Raw genomic sequence first — 26266 nt, forward strand, 5'->3', positions numbered from 1 at the left:
CCGGCTAAGCGTCGCGCGGGCCGGGAAAGGTGAAGCGCTGAAGGTTGAGGCTACCCGCCGCTGGCGAAGATGTCCGCCAGCCCGCTGCGCCGTTCGGTGCGCGCCACGATAGCCTGAGTAAGCACCTGCTCATCGGCATAAATCGACAGCTGCCGTTTAGCTCGCGTTATCGCGGTATACACCAGCTCACGCGTCACCAGCGGCACGCTGCGGGAAGGCAAAATCAGGGCCGCGTGGTCAAATTCCGAGCCCTGCGATTTATGCACCGTCATCGCCCAGGCGGTATCGTGTTCCGGCAGGCGGCTCGGCTGCACCGACTTAATGCTGCCATCCGGCATCGGGAACCAGACGCGAAGCCCTTCTCCCCTTTCCAACGCAATTCCAATATCACCGTTAAACAGCCCCAGCGCGCTATCGTTGCGCGAGATCATGACCGGGCGGCCTTCATACCAGCGCGAATGCCGCGGCAGCGCAATAGCCCGCTTACGATTGAGCATCAGCTCCAGCTGTTCGTTCAGCCCGCCGACGCCGTAGGGCCCCTCGCGCAGGGCGCACAGTAGCCGGAACTCGCCGAAAGCGGCTATCGCCGCCTCTGGCTCCGCCCGCTCGCGCAGCAGCCGAAGATAGCGATCGTAGCCGGCCTGCGCCTGCGTCAGCATCGTTTCATACTCCTCGGTGGTGCTTAGCGGGTGCAGGGCGATATCGTCGAACGGCTGACGCAGGGTCGTTTTGACGCCATGCCGATCGCCGGCGTTAACCGCCCGGGCCAGGCTACCTATACCGGAATGGCTGCCAAAACGATAGCTTTTCTGCAGCAGGCACAGGCTGTCGCGCAGGGCGCCCGCCGCCTCGCCCTCGCCGGCAGGTACCGGCAGTCCGGTCAGCCGCTTTAGCTGCGCCGCGCGATCGGCGGTATAGCCGGCATTAACCCAGGCACAAATATCCCCCAGCACCGCGCCGGCTTCCACCGACGCAAGCTGATCGCGGTCGCCGAGAAAAATCACCCGACCGTGCGCTGGCAGCGCGTCAATCAGGCGAGCCATCATCGGCAGATCGATCATCGAGGCTTCATCCACCACCAGCACGTCAAGATGCAGCGGGTTACCGGCGTGATAGCGCATACGCTGGCTGCCCGGCTGAGCGCCCAGCAGACGGTGCAGGGTGCTGGCCTCTGTCGGCAGCTGCGCCTTCTGTTCATCCGTCAGCGGCAGCTGGCGCAGCGCGCTGCCCAGCGATTCGGTCAGGCGCGCGGCGGCTTTCCCGGTGGGCGCCGCCAGGCGGATACGACAGCGGGGCCTATCCGTCGTCTGAATCAACGCCGCCAGCAGCCTGGCGACGGTGGTGGTTTTACCGGTGCCTGGGCCCCCGGAAATAACCGCAATGCGCCGGGTCAGCGCCACCGCCGCCGCCACCTTCTGCCAGTCAATATCGTCCCCGGCGGGGAATAGCGCATCCAGCGTCGACGCCAGGCGCGTTTCATCCACGCTCAGCACCTGATTGGCTTCGTTAAAAAAGCGCGCGACGGTCAGCTCGTTACGCCACATACGGTTAAGGTAAAGCCGTTCCCCGCAGAGGATCATCGGCGTCGGGCGCTCCCCGCGGCTCACCGCCGCAGAAGAGAGCAGCAGCGTCGACCAGTCATCAGTCGCTCCGGCCTGCGCCAGCAGCTGCTCGCGCAGAGCGGCGGCTTTCCCGCTCAGCGCATCGTCCGCCGCAAGGCGGGAGAGCGGCAGGCATACGTGCCCTTCGCCGGCATCGCGGCTCAGTATCGCCGCCGCCAGCCTCACCGCCGGGTGCGCATCCTGAGCGACCGTCAGCGCAAACTGGACGTCAAGCGGACGTAACAAACGCTGGTTTGCTGCCTCAAGCAGCAGCTCATCCATGGTCATGAGGCGATCTCCTGAACTTCGCCGGCAAACAGGGCGTCCAGGCCGTCGATTAGCGGCCGCTCGGGGCGCGTGGTAAATATCCCCTGCCCGCCGTCCTGTCCGTCCATTCCGCGTAAAAAGAGATAAATGACGCCGCCAAAATGGCGCTCATAGTCATAGTCAGCAATGCGGTGGCGTAAATAGCGGTGCAGCGCCAGGCTATAGAGCTGGTACTGTAAATCATAGCGGTGCGTGCGCATCGCCTGCGCCATCGCCTGTCGGGTGTAGGCTTCGCGATCGTCCCCCAGCCAGTTGGATTTGTAGTCCAGCAGGTAGTAGCGATCGTTATGACGAAACACCAGGTCGATAAACCCTTTCAGCATTCCGCGTACCTGACGGAAATCAAGCTCCGGGCACTGCGCCGAAAGCGGGTCGTAGCGGCGAACCAGCGCGTCCAGGCGCCGTGGATCCAGCGGGGCCGCAATGGGTAAATAAAACGCCATCTCAACCTGCTTATCCGCCGCAGTCAGCTGATTCAGCGCGATACCGGCGCCCGGCAGCGGCGTGCGCAGCACATCATCCAGCCATTGGGTCAGCACCGGCGTCCACTGTTCGCCAAATCCGCCGGACTGCAGCTTTTCCGCCATCCAGCCGGCGGGAACCGGCAGGGTAAAGTCGAGGTCTTCAAACAGGCCGTGCAGAAATGTCCCCGGCGACGCCCCGCGCGGGAACTGATGGGGAGTGAGCTGTGGCTCCTCGATCACCTCTCCCACGCCGGCCGCGTCAACGTCAAGACGGGGCAGTAAATCCTGCGCCGGGCTGTGGCCATGCTGCTGTAGCCCGGAGTAGCTGGTTACCCGCCAGTCATCGACGATCGCACGCGCCAGCATTCGCGCCGACAGCGGGGGGAGAACCTCCTGCGGCGCCTGCCAGGGTTGCCGATCGGCGACGCCGGGGGTTTGCAGCGCAATATCCGCGCTGCAGAATGCCTGCAGGCGGGCCGTCAGCCCCGCGGCATCCATCGCTTCGCCTCCCTGCAGAAGGCGCCCCAGCGCGCTGTGGTGAAAATCACTGTCGCCCGGCTTGTCGCTGCGCCGGGTGCTGAGCGGCGCCACGCCAAGACTGCAGTGCCAGACCGCTCGCGTCAGGGCCACGTATAGCAAACGCAAATCCTCCGCCAGACGCTCCGCTTCCGCCAGCTCGAGGCTCCCCTCATTCTGTTCAAGGTCGAGCACCGCCGCAAAGGAGTCGCGATCGTGATAAAACGCCTGATCCTGCTTACGGAAGCGGGCGATAAACGGCAGCCACACCAGCGGGTATTCCAGCCCTTTCGATTTATGTACGGTGACGATTTGCACCAGATGCTTGTCGCTTTCCAGGCGCATCTGCTGGCTGGAGGCATTGCTATCCGGCTCGGCGATGCGCTGCGTCAGCCAACGCACCAACGCATGCTCGCTTTCCAGCTGGTTGGCCGCTTCCTGCAGCAGTTCGCTGATATGCAGGATATCGGTTAAGCGCCGCTCGCCGCCGCTCGTCACCAGCAGATTTTCGGCGATGTTCCGGGTGGTCATCAGCGCTCTCAGCATCGGCATGACCCCGCGCTGGCGCCAGATGCGGCGATAGTCGCTAAACTCTTCCACCAGCGCATCCCACGCGCGCTCATCCTGGTTCAGGTTTTCAATATCGAGAGCGTTCAGACCGAAAATCGAGGTCGCCAGCGCGCTGCGCAGCGTGTTTTCTCGTTCGGGCGCCAGCGCCGCCTGTAGTACCCACAGCAGCTCCTGCGCTTCCGGCGTTTCAAATACGCTATCGCGGTTGGAGAGATAGACCGATGGAATGGCCAGAACCTGCAGCGCATCGCGGATCAGCGACGCCTCCTGGCGATTACGCACCAGCACCGTGATATCGGAAGCCTGCACCGGCCGAGCGCGATCGTCGCGCCACAGCAGCGCCCGCCCCTGCTGGCCGGCGCTAAGCCAGTCACGAATTTGCGCTGCGCAGAGCTGCGCCATAAAGGTTTGATAATCCCCCGCGCCCACCGCTTCGCCCGGCATCAGCCAGATGTTCATTGCCGGAACCACGTCGTTGTCGACGGTAAAACGCAGATGCTGGTTTTTCGGCGCCGACTTCACCGGCAGGAACGGGATTTCGCGGAACATGAACGGATTATCGCTGAGGCTAAACAGGCGATTGACGCTATCCACCATCCCCGGAGAGGAGCGCCAGTTGGTATCCAGCGTGTAGTGAGCGGCAACGTCGCCGCGCGCCTTCATATAGGTAAAGATATCCGCGCCGCGAAAGGCATAAATGGCCTGTTTGGGATCGCCAATAAGCAGCAGCGCCGTATCCGGCTGCCGCCGCCAGATGCGGCGAAAAATGCGGTACTGCTGCGGGTCGGTATCCTGGAACTCATCAATCATCGCCACCGGAAAACGCTGACGGATCGCGCTGGCCAGCGCTTCGCCGCTTTCGCTGCGTAGGGCATCATCGAGGCGGCTGAGCATGTCATCAAAACCGAGCTCTCCGCGGCGACGTTTTTCCCGCGCCACCGCTTCGCGGATCTCCACCATTGCCCGGGCGATCACCAGATCGGTAAGGGTCAGCGGCGCGGAGAGAAGCGCCTCAATCGCGCTAAACAGCGGGTGAACCGGCGGTTCGCCACCCGCTTTGGTACGTTCATGCAGGAACGGCCGGGAGAATTTCTCCAGCGCCTCCGGCAGCCGGTAGCTCAGGGTCTCTTCCTGCGCCCAGAGGCTGACTTTCTCTATCCATTTCCCCTGATTGCCGCGATTGAATTTACGCCGATCGAGGCCGGAATTTTCCAGCACGCTTTCAATCTCGCCCACCTGCTCGCGCCACTGCAGCTTCACCGCGTCGATGCGATCGATGATTTGCCGATGGCGTTCGGCCAGCGTCTCTTCCTGCGCCGGCGGGGATTTAAGCTGCGGGGCTTCGCCCTGTAGCCAGCGGTCGAGGGATTTCAACAGATCGCGCGGGCCTTTCCACGCTTCGTGGATAACCGCCGCGATCTCGCGCGGGAGCGGGTAGCAGTGGCGGCGCCAGAAATCGGCGCAGGCCTGGTAACGGAGCCGGGATTCGTCCTCGATCAGCTGCTGTTCGAAGAGCATGCCGGACTCAAACGCGTTGAGGCTGAGCATGCGCTGGCAGAAGCCGTGAATGGTGAAAACCGCCGCTTCGTCCATCTGCCTTTCCGCCAGCATCAGCGTTTGCGCGGCCTGGTTTTTGTCCGGAATTTCCGCCAGCAGCGCGGCGTAGAGAGGGTCGGAGGCCGTTTCACGCAGGCAGGCGATACGCAGAGCGTGGATATTGCTGCGGATACGACCGCGCAGCTCCTCGGTCGCCGCCTCGGTGAAGGTCACCACCAGCAGCTCCTCCACGCTTACCGGCCGGGGAAAGGCGGATTCTCCGCCCAGCCCCAGCAGCAGCCGGAGGTACAGCGCCGCGATGGTAAAGGTCTTTCCGGTGCCCGCAGAGGCTTCTATCAGGCGCTCGCCCGTCAGGGGCAAGCGCAGGGGGTCAAGAGGCTCGGCGGTTTCGGTCATTCATTCTCTCGCATCAGGGGTAAGGATTTCTGCAATGCGCTGACGGTTTCCCAGACTTTGCCACCCGGCGGAAGGGCGTAATCCGTTTTACCGTTCTGGCTACCGGATACCTGGGATAATATCGCCATGCCCTGCGGATCCACCACCGTCTGATGGAAGAAGTCGGCAAGCTTTTGCGGCGTCAGCAGTTTAATCTGAGCCACTACTTTATCACGTGAATCGAAGCGCATATTACCGCGATCGAAATCTTTGCTCAGCTGCGAGGCTTCCCCGCCCAAAGTTTGCGGTGCCTGCATCATCTGGGCGATCGTCGCCTGCTGAATTTGGGCAAACTCTTCCGGGGTCATCGCCCTCAGCTTTGCTTCCGCCGTCGGGAAGAAGGCCTGGAAGCGCTGCCACAGGAAGGCGGGCTGCTTATCGCTGCTTTGCAGCAGGAAGCCGACGCCCCACTGGCGGCCAACGTTCATCGAGAACGCGAAGACCGCATAACCCAGCTGTTCTTCTGTGCGCAGCTGGTTATAGAACCACGGCTGGATAATTTGCCCGAGCAGAGAGCTGGCGGCAGAGCTGCTGTACTCATCGATATTGGGCGGCGCAAAGACCGCGGCCAGCGCCGAGTCGGTGCTGCTGCCGGTTTTTTCAAAAATGGCCAGCTGCTTGCTATTCACCAGCACGTCTTTGTTCCGGCACCATTCGTTCCCGTCGGAGCCCAGCTGTTGCTGAATGTGGCGCGCCATATCGGTGGATTGCCCGGCGGTCAGGTTGCCAATCACCAGCAGCTCCGGACGCCCTTTCGCTTTCAGGTTGTCACGGTATGCCAGAACCTCCTTGAGGGTGATTGCTGGCAGCAGCGCCCGGCGCTCCTCACGCTGGAAGTACGGCACCTGCGACACCATCTGGGCCGGCATAATCGCCTGATCGTACGCTTTGCCTTTATCCGCCGAGTCCATCATCTGCGCGTACCAGGATTTCGCCTGTTCCAGCTGCTCTTCGGTCGGCGCGTAGCTGAAGTAGCCGTCCAGCAGCGCGGTGAACAGCTGCGGCAGCCGCTGGGTATAGCCGTTAGCGTTAACCATCAGCCCGTTGTTAGCGCCGGTAGAGAAAGTGATGCCTCCCACCGCGGCCTGGTTGCTGAGCTGGTCGAGGGCAATCCCCGCCAGATAATCGTTGAGGGCAAACATCACCTGGCTTCTGGCGCTGTCCATCGCCTGCGGATTACGCAGCACCAGCGACACGTCGGCCTTCGGCTCGCTGGCGAAGAACTGGCTCGGGGCATAAACCACCCGCAGGGTCGGCTCATCGACGATCAGCTGCGGATGCGGATAGGCTTTATCGCTGTTGATAAGCGTGAAGTCGTCCGGAATATAGGGGTTCAGCACCGGCAGATTCAGCGCGATCGCGCTGGCTTTCTGCTGCCAGTCGCTAAAGGTCTGCGGGCTGATTTTATCGACCTGATACGGCGCGTTGACGAAATAGGCCGTTTTGTTATGCGGCTCCTGCGGGCTGATATACCAAACGCGCGCGTTTTGCGGGGTCATCATCGCCAGGCGGTCTTTAATCGCCTGCGGATCGTAGCGATCGGCAATATTCACCACGTCCAGAGTATGCTCTACCGGCACGCGGATCATGGTGTCCGCCAGCCATTCAACGTAGTCCATATCGCGGTTGATTGAGGGATAGCGGAAGTCGAGCGCCAGGACATGCGCCAGCTCGTCGAAATAGCGCTTATCGATGCCCTGGGTGCGCAGCAGGCTGAGGTAGCTGAAGATCGCCGCGGCAACCTCGTCACGATGCGCCAGGCCCTTATCGGTCAGGGTTGCGGAAATCGCCAGCACCCCGCTGTTGCCGTTCACCACCGGATCGGAGTCCGCGCGTATACCTTCAACCAGGCCCTGCTTCTGCAGCCAGTCGGACAGCGTGCCGGGGCTGCGGTTGCCGATCATATAGGTCACCAGCTCGTCGGTCTTGCTGCGGAACTGCTCGCTGTTGTTATCGATGCGGAATTCAACGCGCAGCACTTTACGAGGCATCGCCGGCACGTAGTGGATGATGATGCCCTTTTGCGCATCGGTCACTACCGGAACGTTAATCACCGGCCTGTCGATATTATGATTCGGCACCCGGCCGTAGGTTTTGGCGGCGATACTCGCCAGCTCCGGCAGCGGTTTATTGCTGTAAATAACCGCCTTCATCAGGTTAGCGGAGTACCAGCTGTCGCGGAAGGTATGCAGCGCATCAAGAACCGATTTTCCCGGCTTGTCGCTTAGCGTTTCAAGGTTACCGCCGGAAAAATGCGCCGCCGGGTGCGACGGGTTTATGGTTTCGGCACTCACCTGAGCCATGCGCATCCCGTCACGGGTCCGCGCCATGGTCAATTCGGCATTGACCGCATTGCGCTCACGGTCGGCATATTTTTTATCCAGCAGCGGAGAGGCAATGGCATCCGCCAGGCGATCGACCGCCCCGTCCAGCGCATCATTTTCAACTTCGAGATAGAAAGCCGTGCGATAGGGCGCGGTGCTGGCGTTGTGGCTGCCGCCGTGCATTTTCAGGAACTCTGCGAGGCTGTCGGGCTGCGGATAGTTCTTCGAGCCCATTAGCGTCATGTGCTCGAGAAAGTGCGCCAGGCCCTGGTGCTCTTCCGGGTCCTGCAGCGACCCCACCGGCACCACCAGCGCCGACAGTGATTTTACCGCCTGCGGATCGGAAACCAGCAGAACGATCATGCCATTATCGAGGTGGATCGCCTGATACTGACGCGGATCTTTTTCGCTTTTACGGATGGTTTCCTGAACGGGCAGCCATCCGCTATCTGCCTGACTTAACGGCGCCCAAAGGGCTGCCAGCACTACAATAACCTTGAACCATAAACTACGGGGCATTCACGGACCTCACCATTAACAAACTTTTCGCTGTGCAGAGCCAGCGTTGATAAAAAACATCAGTCCGTGATTCGTTGCGCATGATAATTGAAGAGCCGTCATCTGCGCAATTTTTATACTATGACAATTTTATTCGGACTGATGGAAACGAAATACCGGCAACAGATAACGCTGCGCCTGAGCAATAATTTCGTCATAGTAAGCAGGCTCAAGGGTGCGCCACAGGCGCTGGTACCAGACATCGCTACCCTCACCGCTAATCACCATATTGCCTTCATACGCCTGCAGAAACTTGCTGCGCGCTTTTTGCTGCGTCTCGTCGTCCAATAACATGACATCCTTTTCGGCGTCATAACAGGCTTTTAGCCATGCCCCCGCGCTTTCAGGCAGCAGCAGCAGCGGCTTTGACATGCCCTGTAAATAGCCGGCAACCAGCTCATCAAGATATGCCTTCGCCTGCTCCTGCGCCAGCGGCGGGAAACGCCATTCGCCCTCTTTACGCACCAGCAGACGGCTGGTGCCGGAGCCGCCGCCAGCACAGTAGACAAGGTGCTCCAGCCAAAGTTGCATTCCCTGCGCCACGCTGAGCAGCGAAGGCCGCCAGCGCAGCAGGCCGTCAGATTGTACCTGCTGCAGCCACCCCGTAATGTTGACACCGTTACATTGCAGATCGATTTCCATGCTTTGCCCCGGCTGGCGGCTGGCCACCACCCGTTCCGCGAGGTTCTGCATCTCCTGGCGCTGGGTCTCCCAGGCCAGTTCGCCGAAGGCTCCGTAGGGTAATTCGCCCGCCGCGCGGAAGCGGCGGTACATCACCGAGGCATCCTGCTGTTCAATCAGCGTATTCAGCAGCTGCTGATTGAGCTGGTAGCGGCTCAGCCCTTCGAGGGTGAACGGTTCGTCGTCCGGGATCTCGCTCTCCTCGGAGCGGAAGTTGACCCGCAGCCGCTGCTGGAAGAAGGCGCGAACCGGGTGCTGCCAGAAGCGCAGCAGCTGCTCAAACGGCAGGCTTTCGATTTCCGCCGCCGGCAGCGGCTGGATAAAGTCGCCGTGCGCCTCCCCCTGCTGGCTGGCGGCGGCCAGCCACTCCCGGGCGTAGCTTTGATCTTCGTCGTCGCGGAAGTTGGCCGTATCGAAGGGCATGCGGCTATGCAGATGGGTAATATGCGCTTTGACCCGCCGCTCGCTGGCGTCACAGTCCAGTTCCTCATCGCCCGCCAGGCAGTGGCTCTGGCCGATATAATCCGCCAGTTCCTGTACCAGCACCGAAGGGTAGCGTTCGCTGTTGTCCTGGATTGAACGGCCGATATAGCTGATATAGAGCTTCTGCTCGGCCGACATCAGCGCTTCCAGGAACAGGTAGCGGTCATCATCGCGACGACTGCGGTCGCCGCGCTGCGGCTTCTGACTCATTAAGTCAAAGCCTAGCGGCGCCAGGGCGCGGGGGTAAACGCCGTCATTCATCCCCAGCAGACAAACGACTTTGAACGGAATAGAGCGCATTGGCATCAGGGTACAGATATTGACCGGGCCGGCCAGGAAACGCTGGCTGATACGCTGCTGATCGAGGCGCTGCGCCAGCTCATCGCGCAGTAAAGAGAGCGGCACCGTCTGCGCATACTGAGCCTGCGCGCCTTCGCCAATCACCGCCTGCCACTGCTGTTCAATCAGCGCCAGCGCGGCTTCCGTTTCGCTGTCGGGCAGGAAAAAGTCGTTCAGCAGGCCCCGGCACAGCGGCAGCCATTCCGCCAGCGGACGTTCAACCGCGAGCTCCCGACGCCAGAGGTTGAGCTGCATCAGCAGCGACGCCAGGTTGCCCACCAGTTCGGCAATCAGCCCGCTGGACTCGTCGTACGGCAGGACCGACTGCCACTCTCCCTGGCTGCTGTCCATCGCGTAGCCCAGCAGCATACGCGTGAGGCCAAAGCGCCAGGTGTGCTGCCCGGTGGCCGGGAGATCCAGCTCGCGCACGTTATCGTCATCCATGCCCCAGCGCACGCCGGATTCGTTCACCCACTGACGCAGGTAGCGCAGCCCTTCTTCGTCGATATTAAAACGCGCCGCCAGCACCGGGACATCCAGCAGAGCCAGCACGTCTTCGCTGGCAAAGCGGCTGTCGGGCAGGGAAAGAAGCGTGATGAACGCCTGCAGCGCCGGATGCGATTCGCGGGCCCGGCGGTCCGAGATGGCCCACGGCAGCCAGCGCTCGCCGCTGGCGGCACCGAACACCGCTTGTATATAGGGGCTGTAGCTGTCGATATCCGCCACCATCACGATAATATCGCGCGGCGTAAGGTCGGGGTCCTCCTCCAGCATCGCCAGCAGCCGGTCGTGCAGCACTTCTACTTCGCGCTGCGGGCTATGGCAAACGTGAATGCTCAGGCTGCGGTCGTTGGGGGCGAGCAGGCGCTTGCTGCGGCTATGAGCAAACTCTTGCGCCGTACGCCCCGCCACCGCCATATTGCGCAGCTCAAGGATGTCAGACTGCAGGTTATGCAGCAGGTTATCCGGAGCGATATCCACAAATGCATCCAGCTCTTCGTAACGCTCCAGCCCGGCCAGCAGATAGATGTAGTCCCGCCCCAGCTTGCCCCATGAGGCCAGCAGCGGGTTACCGATATCCTGTTCACCGTCGTCGTTAAACAGGCCGGGTGCCTGCTCTGCATCGCGAAATAGCGGTAGCTCTCGCGGCTCGCGATGGTGGCGGCGCTGGCGCGACATCAGCTTTGCCAGAAACGCCGGATCTTTAATATCGCCCCAGTAGTAGCGGCACGGGTTGGTGAAAAGAACGTATACATCAACGTGTTTTCCGAGAGCCTGCAGCGCCTGCAGGTAGACCGGCGGCAGCGCCGAAATGCCGCAAATAAAGACCCGCGACGGCAGCCCGGCCGGCGGCTCATCCGCGGCCTCAAGCGTGCTGATAAAGCGCTGGTACAGGTTGGCGCGATGCCACAGCGGCTGTCCCAGCTCGGCGGTATGTTCGACTAACGCCTTCCACAGCGGCGCCTGCCACTGCTGGGCGTCTCCCAGGCCGTCAACGCGTTCATCGGCTTCCCAGCGCATCAGCCATTCCGGGCGATAGACCAGATACTGGTCGTAGAGATCCGCCACCCTGGCGGCCAGCTGGAATAGCTTACGCTTGTCGCTGTCGTCGCTGAGGTAGTGGCGCAGCAGGGCGAAGGCTTCGTCATCCAGCCTCTGCGGCAGCAGGGTCATCAGCTTCCAGCTCATGCTCTGTTTGCTAAAAGCGCTTTCACCGGGGATATCGGACAGCACGCGCACAAACATATCCCAGATAAAGCTCGCCGGGAGAGGAAAGTCGATGTTGGCGGCAATGCCGAAGCGTTTTGCCAGCGTCATCTGCAGCCATTGCGCCATCCCGGTACTTTGCACCAGCACCATTTCCGGCTTGAAAGGGTCGTCCAGCCGCTGGCGCTCGACGATAAACTCCATCAGCGCTTCAAGGACATCCAGACGGTTTGAGTGGTACACCCTTAACATATTCGCTCCTGACTACTGGCTGACCGGGCAGTGCAGCCGGGTCATCTGTACCCGCTTTTCCAGCGGCATGGTGATCGTTACCCTGATGCTGACACATCTTGCTGTCGATGTCTGCAGGCGGGTGACGCTCCCGCCTGCCGGGGATTCTGGCGGCTTGAGCTGCCCATAGCGCCACGCGTCTCGCCACAGCTGGCGATACTGGTTTAGCTGAGTAAAGCCGCCGGCCAGCCCCCGCTGGTAGCCGCTAAGGGCGGTAATAACCATCACCAGCAGCGCCGTTGCGATGATCGTTTCCGGCAGGCTAAAGCCCCGCTGGCGGCTCAGGGCATCTGACATAGGCTCGGCTCCTTCAGCGGGCAAAAATCGCTCCAGCCGTGGGGCGAGAAGCGCACGCTTCCCTGCTCCACCCGGCCAGACTGCCACAGCAGCACGCGGCCGCTGGCGGCGATCAGCAGCGCCGACGCATCGCTAAATACCCGCAGACAGACGTGCCAGCCTTCGGCGCCCGACCGTCGACACGCCTGCGCCTCCTGCGCTGACCAGGTTAGCGTTTTCCCCCACTGCAGGGCGGAGTGCGCGCCAGCGGTATCGCGCAGCGCCCGGGTTTCGCCGGCGGTTTGCGCCAGCAGCGAGCGCTGCTGCTGGTTCAGCCCCTGCAGCAGCAGGCTGCCGAGCGCCAGCAGGAGCAGCACCATCAGCAGCGAAGAGAGCCCGCGCTGACGGTTCACAGGTTATACCCCGTCACGCTGTATTCCGCCTGCGCCGTGATGCGGTGATCCAGCGTCGAGCGCGCGGCCAGCATGATGCTAAGCTCCGGAGCGAAGCCGGTAATATTGTGGCGCTTAACCTGAAAGCGGGTCACCTCGATGGCGCTGGGGTTGGTCATTCTCTCCCAGCCTTGCTCGCCGCAGCTGGTCGCGCCGCGCCGGGTTTCGAGCGCGCCATTGCGCAGCCGAAACCCCGTCGCATCAGACATAGCCTCCGGCGAGGTATTCCAGACGCCGTCGCTCGCGCTGTCCCAGCGGACGATCGCGCAATCACCGCTGCCGGCAATGTGCAGCGGCTGCCCAACGCAGCTGCCGCGACAATAGCCGGCTCGCTGCAAATGCTTAGCAACCGTGAACAGCCGCTGCCAGAGCTCATTATCCAGGGAGTGCTGTTGGGTCTGTTTCAGCACCTGTCGCTGCAGCGCGGGCAGAAAGCGCGCGGTTCCGAGGAGCAAAACGGAGCCAATGGCCATCGCAATCAGCGTCTCTGGCAGCGAGAACCCTCGCGCGTCTACAGACATGATGCCGTCTCCATCCCACGACAAAGGCGGATACGTCCCCAGTTAGAGACGATGATATTCCAGCCATCGCCGGCGCTTTGCAGACGGATATGCCCGGCCCAGGCGCTGTTGCGCAGGCCGTAAAAGCCCAGGCCCGGCGTGATGTTAGTCAGCGAGACTTCAGGCCAGTGCGGATGCAGCGTAAAGGGCCCCTTCGCCGCGCAGTCGGCCGGGGTATCAGAGGCGCTCAGGCACCAGCCCTGAGCTGCTTGCCCAACGCTCAGCAGCCGATCGCTGTTATGCCAGTTGGCGTCATCGCGCAGCAGCACCAGATAGTCGCGGACCTGAACGGCGGTTTGCCACAAGCGCTGCTGCTGCTGCCAGCTATTCCAGCCGAACATCCCGGTGGCGCCGAGAATCATCACCAGCGCCAGCGTCACCAGGGTTTCAATAAGGGTATAGCCACGTTGTCTGTTCATAGGGCGAGTATGGGGATGACCCGGCCCCCGTGCGAGGGGCAGATCAGCCATTAGCGTAGCGCGTCGAAGAGTATCGGGAGATTTACAGGGAGTTGCAGAAAATCAGGAAGCGGGCGAGCAAAAGCGGCGCCGGCCAGAACGCTCAGTCCGGCGAAAGGCCCAAGAAGTCCGGGCGCAAAAACCGGCGCAACGCGCGTCATCGCGGTTGGTTAACAGAAGTTACGCCCAGCGACGATTATCGCGGCCGGAACAAAAAAAATGCCAGTCGGCGGCTTAGCTGACTGGCATGGGCGCGGCGGGCGCCGGCTTTGCTTATCGCGAGATAGCTGCGGAATTAAATCGCCACCGGCGCTTTAATGCCCGGATGCGGATCGTAGCCTTCGATATCAAAGTCTTCAAAACGGTAGTCAAAAATCGACGCCGGTTTGCGCTTGATCACCAGCTTCGGCAGCGGACGCGGCTCGCGGCTCAGCTGCAGATCGGTCTGCTCAAGGTGGTTGCTGTAGAGGTGAGTATCCCCGCCGGTCCAGACAAAATCACCCACTTCCAGATCGCACTGCTGCGCCACCATATGCACCAGCAGCGCGTAGCTGGCGATGTTGAACGGCAGGCCGAGGAACACGTCGCAGGAGCGCTGATAGAGCTGACAGGAGAGCTTGCCGTCCGCGACGTAGAACTGGAAGAACGCGTGGCACGGCGCCAGCGCCATTTTATCCAGCTCGCCGACGTTCCACGCCGAAACGATGATCCGGCGCGAGTCCGGGTCGTTTTTCAGCTGTTCCATCACGGTGCTAATCTGGTCGATATGGCGGCCGTCCGGCGCAGGCCAGGAGCGCCACTGTTTGCCGTATACCGGCCCCAGATCGCCATTTTCATCCGCCCATTCATCCCAGATGGTGACGTTGTTTTCGTGCAGATACGCAACGTTGGTGTCACCCTGCAGGAACCACAGCAGTTCATGGATGATGGAGCGTAAATGACAGCGCTTGGTCGTCACCAGCGGGAATCCCTCCTGCAGGTTAAAACGCATCTGATGGCCGAAAATCGAAATCGTGCCGGTACCGGTGCGGTCATTTTTTTGCGTGCCCTCGGCGAGCACTTTCTGCATCAAATCAAGATACTGTTTCATGGTTCCTCAAGAAGTTTGTTGCTGCGGAGGACGACGGTACGCCCAGACCATCATAATGATACCCGCAAGCACCATTGGAATCGAAAGAATCTGCCCCATGCTGATGTACTGGACCCATTCGCCGGTGAACTGCTGATCCGGCTGGCGGAAGAATTCAACGATAATACGGAACAGACCGTAGCCGATCAGGAACAGGCCTGAGACTGAGCCGGTCGGGCGCGGTTTACGGATAAACAGGTTCAGGATCAGGAACAGCACGATACCTTCCAGCGCCAGCTCGTACAGCTGCGAGGCGTGTCGCGGCAGGGCTCCGTAGGTGTCGAACAGCGATTGCCATTCCGGATGCGAAGGCAGCAGCGCCATGTCTTCCGCCCGCGAGCCGGGGAAGATCATCGTGTAGTGGAAGCTCGGATCGACGCGGCCCCACAGCTCACCGTTAATGAAGTTGCCCAGACGACCGGCGCCGAGGCCAAACGGGATCAGAGGCGCAATAAAATCAGCAACCTGGAAGAAGGTGCGCTTAGTGCGTTTGGCGAAAATGATCATCACCAGAATCACCCCGATCAGACCGCCGTGGAACGACATACCGCCGTCCCAGACGCGGAACAGATAGAGCGGATCCTGCAAAAACACCGGCAGGTTGTAGAACAGGACGTAGCCGATACGCCCGCCGAGGAAGACCCCGAGGAACCCGGCATAGAGCAGGTTTTCAACTTCGTTTTTAGTCCAGCCGCTGCCCGGACGATTGGCCCGACGGGTGGCTAACCACATCGCAAAAACAAACCCGACCAGGTACATCATGCCGTACCAGTGAAGGGCGACTGGCCCAACGGAAAATATTACCGGATCAAACTCCGGAAAATGCAGGTAGCCACTATTCATCTGTCACCATAAAGACTTGTTATTCCGCCGAAAGTGGACAGCGGTGATCTTGCGCACTCGCAGAAAACGGGCGCTCCAAAGGTTGCGAATGATAGCATAAGCGCCCGGCGCGATCCGCGCCGGGCGTGTAAAAGATATGTATACGAATGCGAATAAGCGCCGGAAAATTTCCCTGCGGCCGGCGCGATGCGCCCGTCCGGGCCGGGAATACCCGGAGAGCGGCGCAAACGCCTCATCAGAACTATCGACCGCCGCGAATCAGGCCACCCAACCCTCGACGCTCCATAAAGGCCGCAACCTGATGGCGAACTTCCGTCGTCATCTGCGCCTCCAGGCTACGCCGGGAAAGCTCCTGGGCCTCTTCGATGTCAATGCGGCGCAGCAGGTATTTGACCCTTGCCACCGACCGGCCGTTCATCGACAGGTGGCGATAGCCAAGGCCAATCAGAATGGTGACGCACATCGGATCTCCGGCCATTTCGCCACAAAGCCGCAGGTCGATGCCGAAGCGCTCGGCGTCGCGGGCAATCATCGCCAGCGCCCGCAGCACCGCAGGATGCAGGCTGTCGTACATATTCGCCACCCGGGTATTGTTGCGATCGACGGCGAGGATGTACTGCGTCAGGTCATTGGTGCCGACGGAGATAAAATCGACGCGGCTGGCCAGCTGCGCCAGCATGAAGACCATCGACGGCACCTCCAGCATCACGCCGATGCGCGGGCGCGGAATGGCGTAGCCAATCATCTCTTCAACTTCGCGGCTGGCGCGGTCGATCAGACGGCGCGCCTCGTCGACCTCATCGAGGCTGGTGACCATCGGCAGCAAAATGCTGAGGTTGCCGGTGGCGGCATTCGCGCGCAGCATCGCCCGCACCTGAATCAGGAAGATCTCCGGCTGATCGAGCGTAATGCGGATCCCGCGCCAGCCGAGGCACGGATTCTCTTCGCTGATCGGCATATACGGCAGCTGCTTATCCGCGCCGATGTCGAGGGTACGCAGCGTAACCGGCTTCTCGTTAAACATCTGCAGCATGCCCTGATACTGGGCGACCTGCTCCTCTTCCGACGGAAAGCCGCTCTGCAGCATAAAGGGGATTTCGGTGCGGTACAGGCCGATACCGTCAATAAAGCCGCCGAGCTTCTCTTCATGACCGAGGCTCAGGCCGGCGTTCAGCATGACCTTAACCCGCTCACCGCTTTTCAGCTCAGAGGCGCGCTCAAGGTCATCTTCCGCCAGGCGGCTGAGTTCGTTCTCTTCGCTGATCAGGCGCTGATACTCTTTCAGCAACGCCGGTTCCGGGTCGACCAGCAGCTCGCCGCGGTAGCCGTCCACAACCAGGGTATGCCCATGAAGCAATGAAGGCTGAATGTCGGCCCCCATAACCGTCGGGATCCCCAGCGCGCGCACCATGATGGCAGCATGCGAGTTGGCCGCTCCATCGCGTACGACAACGCCTACCAGCCTGTCCTGGGGGACTTCCGCCAGCGTCGTCGCCGAGAGCTCGTCGGCGACAAGGACGATACGTTCCGGCCAGGTGTTTGGCCCCTGAGTCGTATCGTCAAGATGAAACAGCAGCCGCTGGCCCAGCGTGCGCAGATCGCCGGCCCGTTCTTTAAGATAGCCGTCGCTGAGCGCCGCAAACTGCTCAGCGAATTTCTCGATAATTTTTTTCACCGCCCATTCGGCGACGGCCCCTTTGTCTACTTCCGCAAAGAGTTCGCGACGCAGGCGCGCGTCGGAGAGCAGGTGTGAATAGAGGTCGAAGATAGCCGACGTCTCTTTTTGCGCCCCGGCGGCGTAGCGCTTACTGTAGCGACGAAACTCGCTGGCCGCCTCTTCCAGCGCTCCGGTGAGACGCTCGCGCTCGGAAGCCGTGTCCAGCGTTGAGGCTTCGTACACCTGCTCCATCTGCGGCAGGCTGACGTCCATCCAGCCTTCGGCGATTGCCACCCCCGATGAGGCGGGCAGCGCGCGGATTCGCGTCTGGCGATACTGGCCAAATAGCGCGGTCAGCTGCGACTGGGAGAGAATGGCGGCCATCTGCGTCGCCAGGGTAACGAGGAAGGACTCCTCGCTTTCGTCAAACTGACGCAGCTCGCGCTGCTGCACCACCAGCACGCCCAGCAGCTGACGGCGCTGGATAATCGGCACGCCAAGAAAAGCGCGGAAGCGGTCCTCTTTTACGGCCGGAATATATTTAAAGCTGGGGTGTTTTTGCGCATCGGCAAGGTTGATGGGCTCCGCAAGGCGCCCGACAAGACCCACAAGGCCTTCGTCAAAAGCGAGCGCAACGGTGCGACCGCGAGGTTTTTTCAGCCCGCGAGTCGCCATCAGGTAGTAGCAGCGTCGGTCGTGGTCGGCCAGATAAACCGAGCAGACTTCCGTTTCCATCGCTTTGCAGATATCCGTAACCAGGATATCCAGCGCCTCGTTTAAACGCGGGGCACTCGCGACCTTCTCGACGATTTCTCGTAACCGAGTGAGCATAATGTGCGTGGCTTAACCTCTTTTACGTCGATATGCAGGCGCGCTTTGCGGCTTAGGTGCCGTTTCGGCCAGCGACATCGTGACGCTGGCGAACTCTTTCATCACCCGGCGGTAAACGTCGCGCTTAAACGATACCACCTGACGAACCGGATACCAGTAGCTTACCCAGCGCCAGCCGTCGAACTCAGGCGTGCTGCTGGTTTGCATATTGACTTCCGTATCGCTGCCGATCAACTGCAGAAGAAACCACTTCTGTTTCTGGCCGATACAAACCGGCTTCGTGTCCCAACGCACCAAACGTTTAGGCAATTTGTAACGCAACCAGTTACGGGTAGAGGCCAGAATGCGGACATCTTTACGACTTAGCCCAACCTCTTCAAACAATTCCCGATACATTGCCTGCTCGGCTGATTCTCCTGGATTAATGCCCCCTTGCGGGAACTGCCACGAGTGCTGACCATAGCGCCTGGCCCACATAACCTGGCCCTGGCGATTACAGATTACAATACCGACATTTGGGCGGTAGCCATCGTCATCAATCACCGGACTACCTCAAAATAATCTTCAATGTGAACGATTGTTTCACACTCGCCGGAAACGGTAAACCACTCTGTTGTCACACGGCTCACGAATAACATTTGAATAACTCACAGTTATCAGCAGAGTTATAAACAGCGTTAGCCATCACAGCGCCATTTTATTCACTTTTTCTGTGGATAGAGTTGTGAAGAAGTATGGAATTACCCAGGGAAAACCCGGAGTAGTCCTAAACGCTTACCCATAGCCATATTTAATAATGGCATTATATTCATTAAGTTAGAATGCATTATTTTCATAAATTACAGCATAACGTGATGATCATCACACATGCGATCCCGGAACTGATGAAAGATCGAACAATGTCGGTTTTATCCACAGATTACGCGAGCTCATCGGACATATTTTGTCTAAAAATTCGATTTTCGTCGCACGTCAAGGCTGTAAATGGAAACAGTAGTGACGCTTTTCCCCAGTTATCCCACTTTTCTGTGGATAACATGGTGTAAGATCCTGTTCATTGCCAGTGACCAGTTCTGGAAAACCCGCCGCGGTAATTTTTTTCGCGGCAAAAAAGACAAAAAAAAGTCATATGAATCATCAAATTGTCATACTTACCCAGGAAAAGGTAAACTCTATCCACAACGCACAAAAATAGCGCTTATTTTTTAACCAGAGGTTTCATCTTATGCCCACCCTCTCGCCCCTGCTTGCACCGCCGCAAACCCAGCAGCAGCTTTTAGCCCAGGCCCAGCGGCTGGCGGGCTATTCGCTGGGTGAGCTAGCCGCGCTGGCGGGTATTCCGATTCCGCGCGATCTGAAGCGCGATAAAGGATGGACGGGCATCCTGCTGGAGATTTGGCTAGGCGCCAGCGCCGGGAGTAAACCCGAGCAGGATTTCGCCGCGCTGGGCGTCGAGCTGAAAACGATCCCCGTGGACGCCCAGGGGCGGCCGCTGGAAACCACCTTTGTCTGCGTCGCTCCGCTCACCGGCAACAGCGGAGTTACCTGGGAGAGCAGCCACGTCCGCCATAAGCTCAAGCGCGTGCTGTGGGTGCCGGTAGAGGGCGATCGCGCGATCCCGCTCGCGCAGCGTCGGGTCGGGGCGCCGCTGCTTTGGACCCCCAACGAAGAAGAGGATCGGCAGCTGCGAATGGACTGGGAAGAGTTAATGGATGTGATCGTGCTGGGTCAGGTCGAACGCATTACCGCCCGCCACGGCGAAGTGCTGCAGCTGCGCCCGAAAGCCGCCAACAGTAAAGCCTTAACCGAGGCTATCGGCGCACACGGCGAACCGATCCTCACCCTGCCGCGCGGTTTCTACCTGAAGAAAAACTTCACCGCCGCCCTGCTGGCTCGCCATTTTCTGCTCAGCCACGATTAATTTTTTGTTCTGCCTGCCGGGTTGCATATAATTGCTACTTTCTTTTTTGCAGGACTTTGAACAATGTTATTTGCATGGATAACCGATCCTAACGCCTGGCTGGCGCTGGGTACGCTGACGTTGCTGGAAATCGTACTCGGGATCGACAATATTATTTTTCTCTCTCTGGTTGTTGCCAAACTACCCACCGCCCAGCGCGCCCACGCGCGACGCATCGGGTTAATGGGCGCAATGCTCATGCGTCTTGGGCTGCTGGCCTCTATCGCCTGGGTCGTTAAGCTGACCAATCCGCTGTTTAGCGCGTTCGGCCACGACGTCTCCTTCCGCGATCTGATCCTGCTGCTCGGCGGCCTGTTCCTGATCTGGAAAGCCAGTAAAGAGATCCACGAATCGATCGAGGGGGAAGAGGAAGGGCCGAAGACCAACGTCCACTCTTTTATGGGCGCAATTGTGCAGATTATGCTGCTGGATATCATTTTCAGCCTCGATTCGGTGATCACCGCCGTTGGGCTCTCGGACCATCTGTTCATCATGATGGCCGCGGTGGTTATCGCGGTGCTGGTGATGATGTTTGCCGCCCGCTCGATTGGCGACTTTGTTGACCGCCACCCGTCGGTGAAAATGCTGGCGCTGGCGTTTTTGATTCTGGTTGGCTTTACCCTGATGCTCGAAAGCTTCGGTATCCATATCCCGAAAGGCTACATCTACTTCGCGATGTTCTTCTCGATTGCCGTCGAAAGCCTCAACCTGCTGCGTAATAAAAAAAATCCGCTGTAACCCGCAAAAATGCAGCCCAAACCTGGGCTGCAATCTTTTTTAAGACTTTACTGCTTTTTATGTCTCACAAATCAGGCTATTAATACACTGGTGTGAGGTGCGACCATTATAGAGGTGTTAACGATGAAAAAATGGGCAGTGTTGATTTCCGCCGTAGGACTGGCCTTCTCGGTTTCCGGTTGCAGCAGCGATTACGTTATGGCGACAAAAGACGGGCGCATGATTTTGACCGACGGTAAGCCGGCGGTTGACGACGATACCGGTCTTATCAGCTACGAAGATCAGCAGGGCAATAAAATGCAGATCAATCGTGACGACGTTTCACAAATTATTAAGCGCTAAAAGATTGCGGCGGCTCGCCGCTTGCCGGCAATCGCCTGGCAACGCGCCCTCTGCAACCAGCCTCGGTGTTGAGAAAAGAGTCGGGTAAACCTGATACGTCCGCGACAGCAGCCTGCGGACCCCACCAGCCCGGCTTTTTTGATCTTTTTACTTCCTCTTTTTCTTCCCCTCTGCCATTTTGATACTCCTTTGTCGGGGAAAGCCTGACCTTGTCGATAAAAAAGGAAGCCGGCTATGCAGTATCACCGTATCCCACACAGTTCTCTCGAAATCAGCACGCTGGGGCTGGGCACTATGACTTTTGGTGAACAGAATAGCGAGGCCGACGCTCACCAACAGCTCGACTACGCTGTCAGCCAGGGCATCAACCTGATTGATGTCGCTGAAATGTATCCTGTCCCGCCGCGCCCGGAAACTCAGGGGCTGACGGAAACCTACGTCGGCAACTGGCTGGCGAAACACGGCAGCCGCGAAAAGCTGGTTATCGCCTCCAAAGTCAGCGGCCCTGCGCGTAACAACGACAGCAGCATCCGTCCGAATCACGTTCTGGATCGCAAAAATATCCGCGACGCTCTGCACGATAGCCTGAAGCGCCTGCAGACCGATTATCTCGATCTTTACCAGGTTCACTGGCCGCAGCGCCCGACCAACTGCTTCGGCAAGCTGGGCTACACCTGGACCGACTCCGCGCCGGTGGTCACCCTGCTGGATACCCTGGAAGCGCTAACCGAATTCCAGCGCGCCGGCAAAATCCGCTATATCGGCGTTTCCAACGAGACGGCGTTTGGCGTGATGCGCTATCTGCACCTCGCGGATAAGCACGACCTGCCGCGTATTGTCACCATCCAGAACCCGTATAGCCTGGTGAACCGCAGCTATGAGGTTGCGCTGTCGGAGGTAAGCCAGTATGAAGGCGTAGAGCTGCTGGCCTACTCCTGCCTGGCATTCGGTACGCTGACCGGGAAGTATCTCAACGGCGCGAAGCCAGCCGGGGCGCGCAACACCCTGTTCAGCCGCTTTACGCGCTACAGCGGCGAGCAGACACAGCTGGCGGTCGCGGCATATGTCGATATCGCAAAACGGCATAACCTCGATCCGGCACAAATGGCGCTGGCCTTCGTGCGCCGTCAGCCGTTTGTCGCCAGCACTCTGCTCGGCGCCACTTCGCTGGATCAGCTGAAGACCAACGTCGAAAGCCTGCATCTTGAACTCAGCGAGGAGGTTCTGGCGGAGATTGAAGCGGTGCACCGGATTTATACCTACCCGGCGCCGTAAACGGCTTATCCGGGCTACGGCAGCCGCACCGTCGTAGCCCGGTAAGCGCAAGACGTTCTAGCGCCGCCGTCCCCAGAGCCACAGGGCGGCGATGGCCAGCGCGAACACCGCACCAAAACCAACCCCGACGCCAACGACCGGAATACCCGCCTTGACCGCCAGCGAATAGAGCCCCAGCATCAGCAGCATGGCGACGTTTTCGCCGAGGTTTTGTACCGCTATCGCGTTGCCCGCGCCGACGGTATGCCTGCCGCGCTCCTGCAGCAGCGCGTTAAGCGGCACGATAAAGAAGCCGCCGAACACGCCGAGCAGCAGCAGCAGGCCAAACGCCGGCAGAAGCGCATGCTGAAGGGTAAAAAAGATCACCGCGATACCAATCAGAATCCCGGCAGGCATGCAGCGGGAGACCGTCTGCAGCGTCACCAGCTTCGCCGCCGCACCCGCACCCAGCACAATCCCCACCGCGACCATCGCATTAAGGTAGGTGGGCATGGCGTTGCTGGCGATCCCAAGCGCCACGGGTACCCACAGCACCAGCAGGAAGCGCAGCGTTACGCCGGCCCCCCAGAACAGGCTGGTTCCCACCAGCGAAAAGCGGGTCTCCCCGTTGCGCCACAGCGTTTTGCAGGCGCTGAAGAAGCTGTGGGTCATCGGCGTAAAGCGCCATGATTGTCCCGGACGGGCCGCGGGCAGTTTCGGGATCCACAGGTTCGCCACCACCGCTGCGCCGTAAACCAGCGCGCAGAGGGCCAGCGCCGCCAGAACGTGCCAGTCCGCAAGGATGCCGCCCGCCATCGAGCCCAGCAGAATCGCCGCGATGGTCGAGGACTCCATCAGGCCATTGGCTTTCACCAGCTTATCGCCGGTGGTCAGCTCGCCCAGGATGCCGTATTTCGCCGGGGAATAGGCGGCCGCGCCGATGCCGACCAGGGTGTAGCCGAGAAACGGGTTCACGCCGAAGCAGATACAGCCGGCGCCAACCAGCTTCATGCCGTTGGCGACCATCATCACCCGTCCCTTGGCGAAGCTGTCGGCAAACTGCCCGACAAACGGCGCAAAGAGAATGTAAGCGCCCACAAACAGCATCTGCATCACCGGCTGGCTCCAGTCCGGGTAGAGCTGCTGCTTCATCAGCGCGAGGGTCGCAAACAGCAGCGCGTTATCGCCAAATGCCGACAAAAACTGGGCGCAGATAACCGCCACCATCCCCTTCGAGTACAGCGAATTGTTAGTGTGTACTGACTCACTCATCAGAATGTTCCGTCTGTTCAACCATACTTTTAAGGGTGACAAAGTCCGGCTTGCCGCTGCCCAGAACCGGGAGCTGCTTCAGCCAGCGAATGTCGCGCGGAACCGCCAGCTCCGGCACGCCGTGTTCACGAGCGTAGCGCAGCAGCTTTTCACGATTCAGTTCATTATCGGTGGTGAAGAGCACTAAGGCCTCGCCTTTGCTGGCATCCTGCCTGATGGCCGTACCGTGCATCCTGTCAGGAGAGACCGCCAGCGCCATCTGCTCGACCATCTCCAGCGACACCATCTCACCGGCAATTTTAGCAAAGCGCTTCGCGCGCCCCTGAATACGAACATATCCCTGCTCGTCGAAGACGACGATATCCCCGGTGTCATACCAGCCGCTCTCCATTTCGCCATGCTGGTTTTCCGCCTCCGGCGCTTCCAGCACGCCCGGATTTTCCACCCGCAGATAGCCGTTCATAATGTTCGGCCCTTTAAGCTGCAGGCGACCGCCCTGTTCAATGCCCGGCATCGCCAGCAGGCGCGCGTCCATTCCCGGCAGTATCCGGCCAACGGTGCCCACCTTAGCCGCCATCGGGACGTTAATTGACACCACCGGCGCGCACTCGGTTACGCCATAACCTTCGAGGATGCGCAGGCCAAACTTGTCCTGCCACAGCTGTTTAGTGCTGTCCTGAAGTTTTTCCGCCCCGGCCACCACGTAGCGCAGACGATAAAAATCGTAGGGATTGGCGAAGCGGGCATAGTTCCCGAGGAAAGTTGAGGTGCCGAACAGCACCGTACAGTTGCGGTCATATACCAGCTCCGGCACCACGCGGTAGTGCAGCGGGCTGGGATAGAGAAACACTTCCGCTCCGGTAAACAGCGGCGTGAACAGGCCAACCGTCAGGCCAAAGGAGTGGAACAGCGGCAGCGCCGACATAAAGCGGTCGTTGGCGGTAAAATCGGCGATGGTTTTAATCTGCTCGACGTTGGCAAGAATGCTCTTGTGGCTATGCACCACGCCTTTGGGGTGGCCTTCCGAACCGGAGGTGAAGAGAATGATTGCCGCATCTTCCGGCTGCTGCCTGACCTGCGCCAGCTTCGGCATCAGCAGATGGCTGAAGATCCACAGCTTATCGGCGCTGGTCACCTCGCCTTTTAAATCCTCCAGAAATACCCAGCGCACCTGGGTCAGCTGCTCCGGCAGGTGCCAGAGCTTGCCCTTATCGAGGAAGGTGCGGGAGGTGAACACGGTTTTGATTTCAGCGGCGGTAATCGCGCTGCTCAGGCCTTTTACCCCGGCGGTATAGTTCATCATCGCCGGAATACGCCCGCGCGCAATCGCGCCAAAAATCACCGCCGCGCTGATCCCGGCGTTCGGCAGCATCAGGCCGATTTTTTCGCCCTGAGCGCTGTATTTTTCCAGAATACGCGCGACAAACAGCGTTTTGGTCAGCAGCTTGCGATAGGTATCCGGCTGGAAGTTAATATCTTCCACGCAGTTTTTCCGCGCGCCGAAACGGTCCTGCGCCGCCAGCAGAGATTCATACAGCGTTTCCCGCGGACGTACCGCCATCCGCGCTTCCATCATTATCTGATGCAGCATTTCGCCGGCAATTTTGCGGCGATCGCGGGCCCGCGGCGCTTCCGGCATCGGCAGATGCGTTGGCGGCAGCAGGTGCAGCCGGATACGCGGGAACAGGCGGCGTCTGACCAGCCCTTTCAGGCGGCTGAACGGGGTCAGCTCGGCGCCTTCGATACGCAGCGGAATAATGGTGGCCTGCGACTTCGCGGCAACGAACGCGGCCCCATCATAGATTTTCATGAGCGATCCGCTCACCGAGATGCGTCCTTCCGGGAAGATAACCACCGGCCGCCCCTGCTCAATCAGGCGCACGAGGTGTTTAATCGACATCGGTTTTGTCGGGTCAAGCGGGACAAAGTCGATAATCGGCGACAGCGCGCGCATAAACCAGCGCTGGCTGATGGAAGAGTACACCGCAAAGACCGGGCGAACGGGTAGAAACAGCGCCAGCAGGACCCCGTCAAGGAAAGAGACGTGGTTCGGGGTAATCAGGACCTTTTTGCCTTGCAGAGCCTGCGTGTCACCGGTCAGCCTGACCCGGTACATTCCTTTGAACAGCAGCCTGAAAAATGCCAAAAGCATAACAACTCCATTTGACCGGTTATTAAGTCATTGCAGGTTACACGAGAAGGCGCTTGAAAGCAGTGTGGGGGAGAATTTTCAGGATAAAAAAAACCTGCGCATCTGCGCAGGCCGGTGCAAGATAATCAGTACGAAATGCGTACTTAACAAACTCACCTATCAATACCTCTGGGACCCTGATTGTCAGGTTTTTTAGCCCCGAGACACCAGCGTTAAAACGCAAGGGAATAAGCCTAAGTGCAACCAGTTATTACCATTTTCGCTAACTGTAACAGCGGCGGATAGCAGGAAAAAACGGTGCGAGGATTTTGGCGGTTTTTTTGTGTTCAGGCTGGTTTGGGTGAGGACGTTTTCTTTCTCTGTGTTCGGAGGAAGGTTCCGTTCATGGTTGGTGCGAGCATCCTGATGATTTCCGCTGCGGGTGAACGGCACGGGGCGTTACGACGGGCAAAAAAAACCTGCGCATCTGCGCAGGCTGGTGTAATTAGA

At 59.7% G+C, this 26266-nt stretch carries 18 protein-coding genes and 1 pseudogene; 5 read left to right on the top strand and 14 right to left on the bottom strand.

Features of this window, described 5'->3' with window-relative positions; translation table 11 throughout:
- Nucleotides 1–50: 50 nt before the first annotated feature.
- The 12 genes from recD to rppH form a co-directional block, all read right to left on the bottom strand.
- The gene (recD, locus tag NWP14_RS21475; protein WP_375215945.1) at nt 51–1889 is read right to left on the bottom strand and encodes an exodeoxyribonuclease V subunit alpha; all 1839 of its coding nucleotides are present in this window, start codon (nt 1887–1889) and stop codon (nt 51–53) included.
- Nucleotides 1886–5431, bottom strand: coding sequence for an exodeoxyribonuclease V subunit beta (gene recB, locus NWP14_RS21480; protein WP_375215946.1), 3546 nt, complete (start codon nt 5429–5431; stop codon nt 1886–1888). The genes recD and recB overlap by 4 nt, the downstream gene beginning before the upstream one ends.
- On the bottom strand, nt 5428–8313 hold the full coding sequence (ptrA, locus tag NWP14_RS21485; protein ID WP_375215947.1) for a pitrilysin: 2886 nt from the start codon (nt 8311–8313) through the stop codon (nt 5428–5430). The genes recB and ptrA overlap by 4 nt, the downstream gene beginning before the upstream one ends.
- A gap of 129 nt (nt 8314–8442) precedes the next feature.
- Complete coding sequence (gene recC, locus NWP14_RS21490; RefSeq protein ID WP_375215948.1) at nt 8443–11814, bottom strand: exodeoxyribonuclease V subunit gamma; 3372 nt, start codon at nt 11812–11814, stop codon at nt 8443–8445.
- A 12-nt stretch (nt 11815–11826) separates the two neighbouring features.
- Complete coding sequence (locus NWP14_RS21495; protein WP_375215949.1) at nt 11827–12150, bottom strand: prepilin-type N-terminal cleavage/methylation domain-containing protein; 324 nt, start codon at nt 12148–12150, stop codon at nt 11827–11829.
- Nucleotides 12135–12542, bottom strand: a complete 408-nt coding sequence (locus NWP14_RS21500; protein WP_375215950.1) for a DUF2509 family protein — start codon at nt 12540–12542, stop codon at nt 12135–12137. The genes NWP14_RS21495 and NWP14_RS21500 overlap by 16 nt, the downstream gene beginning before the upstream one ends.
- Nucleotides 12539–13102, bottom strand: a complete 564-nt coding sequence (locus NWP14_RS21505) for a prepilin peptidase-dependent protein (protein ID WP_095098867.1) — start codon at nt 13100–13102, stop codon at nt 12539–12541. Before NWP14_RS21505 ends, NWP14_RS21500 begins: the two co-directional genes overlap by 4 nt.
- On the bottom strand, nt 13093–13560 hold the full coding sequence (locus NWP14_RS21510; RefSeq protein WP_375215951.1) for a prepilin peptidase-dependent protein: 468 nt from the start codon (nt 13558–13560) through the stop codon (nt 13093–13095). The genes NWP14_RS21505 and NWP14_RS21510 overlap by 10 nt, the downstream gene beginning before the upstream one ends.
- Nucleotides 13561–13894: 334 nt before the next feature.
- Nucleotides 13895–14689 carry a thymidylate synthase gene (gene thyA, locus NWP14_RS21515; protein ID WP_095098874.1) on the bottom strand — a complete coding sequence of 265 codons (795 nt, stop codon included), beginning with the start codon at nt 14687–14689 and terminating at the stop codon, nt 13895–13897.
- A 6-nt stretch (nt 14690–14695) separates the two neighbouring features.
- Nucleotides 14696–15571 (bottom strand): prolipoprotein diacylglyceryl transferase, encoded by an 876-nt coding sequence (gene lgt, locus NWP14_RS21520; RefSeq protein WP_095098877.1) that lies wholly within the window; start codon nt 15569–15571, stop codon nt 14696–14698.
- A 241-nt stretch (nt 15572–15812) separates the two neighbouring features.
- A complete protein-coding gene (ptsP, locus tag NWP14_RS21525) occupies nt 15813–18059 on the bottom strand; it encodes a phosphoenolpyruvate--protein phosphotransferase (RefSeq protein ID WP_346430736.1) in 2247 nt (748 codons plus the stop codon).
- A gap of 12 nt (nt 18060–18071) precedes the next feature.
- Nucleotides 18072–18602: an RNA pyrophosphohydrolase gene (gene rppH / locus NWP14_RS21530; RefSeq protein WP_095098883.1), complete on the bottom strand. Its 531-nt coding sequence runs from the start codon at nt 18600–18602 to the stop codon at nt 18072–18074.
- Nucleotides 18603–19055: 453 nt separating this feature from the next.
- On the opposite strand from rppH, the pseudogene NWP14_RS21535 reads away from it, so the two are divergent.
- The 5 genes and pseudogenes from NWP14_RS21535 to NWP14_RS21555 all read left to right on the top strand — a co-directional run.
- Nucleotides 19056–19196: pseudogene (locus NWP14_RS21535) on the top strand (hypothetical protein); the annotation flags it as partial.
- Between the two features lie 88 nt (nt 19197–19284).
- Nucleotides 19285–19980 carry a DNA mismatch repair endonuclease MutH gene (gene mutH / locus NWP14_RS21540; RefSeq protein ID WP_375215952.1) on the top strand — a complete coding sequence of 232 codons (696 nt, stop codon included), beginning with the start codon at nt 19285–19287 and terminating at the stop codon, nt 19978–19980.
- A gap of 63 nt (nt 19981–20043) precedes the next feature.
- The gene (locus NWP14_RS21545; protein ID WP_045857424.1) at nt 20044–20757 is read left to right on the top strand and encodes a TerC family protein; all 714 of its coding nucleotides are present in this window, start codon (nt 20044–20046) and stop codon (nt 20755–20757) included.
- Nucleotides 20758–20880: 123 nt separating this feature from the next.
- Nucleotides 20881–21099 (top strand): YgdI/YgdR family lipoprotein, encoded by a 219-nt coding sequence (locus NWP14_RS21550; RefSeq protein WP_004867116.1) that lies wholly within the window; start codon nt 20881–20883, stop codon nt 21097–21099.
- Nucleotides 21100–21333: 234 nt separating this feature from the next.
- Entirely contained in the window at nt 21334–22374 is a 1041-nt protein-coding gene (locus NWP14_RS21555; RefSeq protein WP_095098891.1) for an NADP(H)-dependent aldo-keto reductase, read from the top strand.
- 57 nt (nt 22375–22431) lie between these two features.
- On the opposite strand, the gene lplT is transcribed toward NWP14_RS21555, so the two are convergent.
- Together lplT and aas are read right to left on the bottom strand one after the other, a co-directional pair.
- Nucleotides 22432–23625 (bottom strand): lysophospholipid transporter LplT, encoded by a 1194-nt coding sequence (gene lplT, locus NWP14_RS21560; protein ID WP_346430735.1) that lies wholly within the window; start codon nt 23623–23625, stop codon nt 22432–22434.
- Nucleotides 23618–25777: a bifunctional acyl-ACP--phospholipid O-acyltransferase/long-chain-fatty-acid--ACP ligase gene (gene aas, locus NWP14_RS21565; RefSeq protein WP_375215953.1), complete on the bottom strand. Its 2160-nt coding sequence runs from the start codon at nt 25775–25777 to the stop codon at nt 23618–23620. Before aas ends, lplT begins: the two co-directional genes overlap by 8 nt.
- Nucleotides 25778–26266: the final 489 nt, after the last annotated feature.

The sequence above is a fragment of the Klebsiella sp. C349492 genome, from assembly GCF_042055345.1.
Classification (GTDB): domain Bacteria; phylum Pseudomonadota; class Gammaproteobacteria; order Enterobacterales; family Enterobacteriaceae; genus Klebsiella; species Klebsiella scottii.

Coding starts and splice junctions, on each gene's coding strand:
- recD (WP_375215945.1), bottom strand. CDS start 1,889: ATGACCATGGATGAGCTGCTGCTTGAGGCAGCAAACCAGCGTTTGTTA.
- recB (WP_375215946.1), bottom strand. CDS start 5,431: ATGACCGAAACCGCCGAGCCTCTTGACCCCCTGCGCTTGCCCCTGACG.
- ptrA (WP_375215947.1), bottom strand. CDS start 8,313: ATGCCCCGTAGTTTATGGTTCAAGGTTATTGTAGTGCTGGCAGCCCTT.
- recC (WP_375215948.1), bottom strand. CDS start 11,814: ATGTTAAGGGTGTACCACTCAAACCGTCTGGATGTCCTTGAAGCGCTG.
- NWP14_RS21495 (WP_375215949.1), bottom strand. CDS start 12,150: ATGTCAGATGCCCTGAGCCGCCAGCGGGGCTTTAGCCTGCCGGAAACG.
- NWP14_RS21505 (WP_095098867.1), bottom strand. CDS start 13,102: ATGTCTGTAGACGCGCGAGGGTTCTCGCTGCCAGAGACGCTGATTGCG.
- NWP14_RS21510 (WP_375215951.1), bottom strand. CDS start 13,560: ATGAACAGACAACGTGGCTATACCCTTATTGAAACCCTGGTGACGCTG.
- thyA (WP_095098874.1), bottom strand. CDS start 14,689: ATGAAACAGTATCTTGATTTGATGCAGAAAGTGCTCGCCGAGGGCACG.
- lgt (WP_095098877.1), bottom strand. CDS start 15,571: ATGAATAGTGGCTACCTGCATTTTCCGGAGTTTGATCCGGTAATATTT.
- ptsP (WP_346430736.1), bottom strand. CDS start 18,059: ATGCTCACTCGGTTACGAGAAATCGTCGAGAAGGTCGCGAGTGCCCCG.
- mutH (WP_375215952.1), top strand. CDS start 19,285: ATGCCCACCCTCTCGCCCCTGCTTGCACCGCCGCAAACCCAGCAGCAG.
- NWP14_RS21545 (WP_045857424.1), top strand. CDS start 20,044: ATGTTATTTGCATGGATAACCGATCCTAACGCCTGGCTGGCGCTGGGT.
- NWP14_RS21550 (WP_004867116.1), top strand. CDS start 20,881: ATGAAAAAATGGGCAGTGTTGATTTCCGCCGTAGGACTGGCCTTCTCG.
- NWP14_RS21555 (WP_095098891.1), top strand. CDS start 21,334: ATGCAGTATCACCGTATCCCACACAGTTCTCTCGAAATCAGCACGCTG.
- lplT (WP_346430735.1), bottom strand. CDS start 23,625: ATGAGTGAGTCAGTACACACTAACAATTCGCTGTACTCGAAGGGGATG.
- aas (WP_375215953.1), bottom strand. CDS start 25,777: ATGCTTTTGGCATTTTTCAGGCTGCTGTTCAAAGGAATGTACCGGGTC.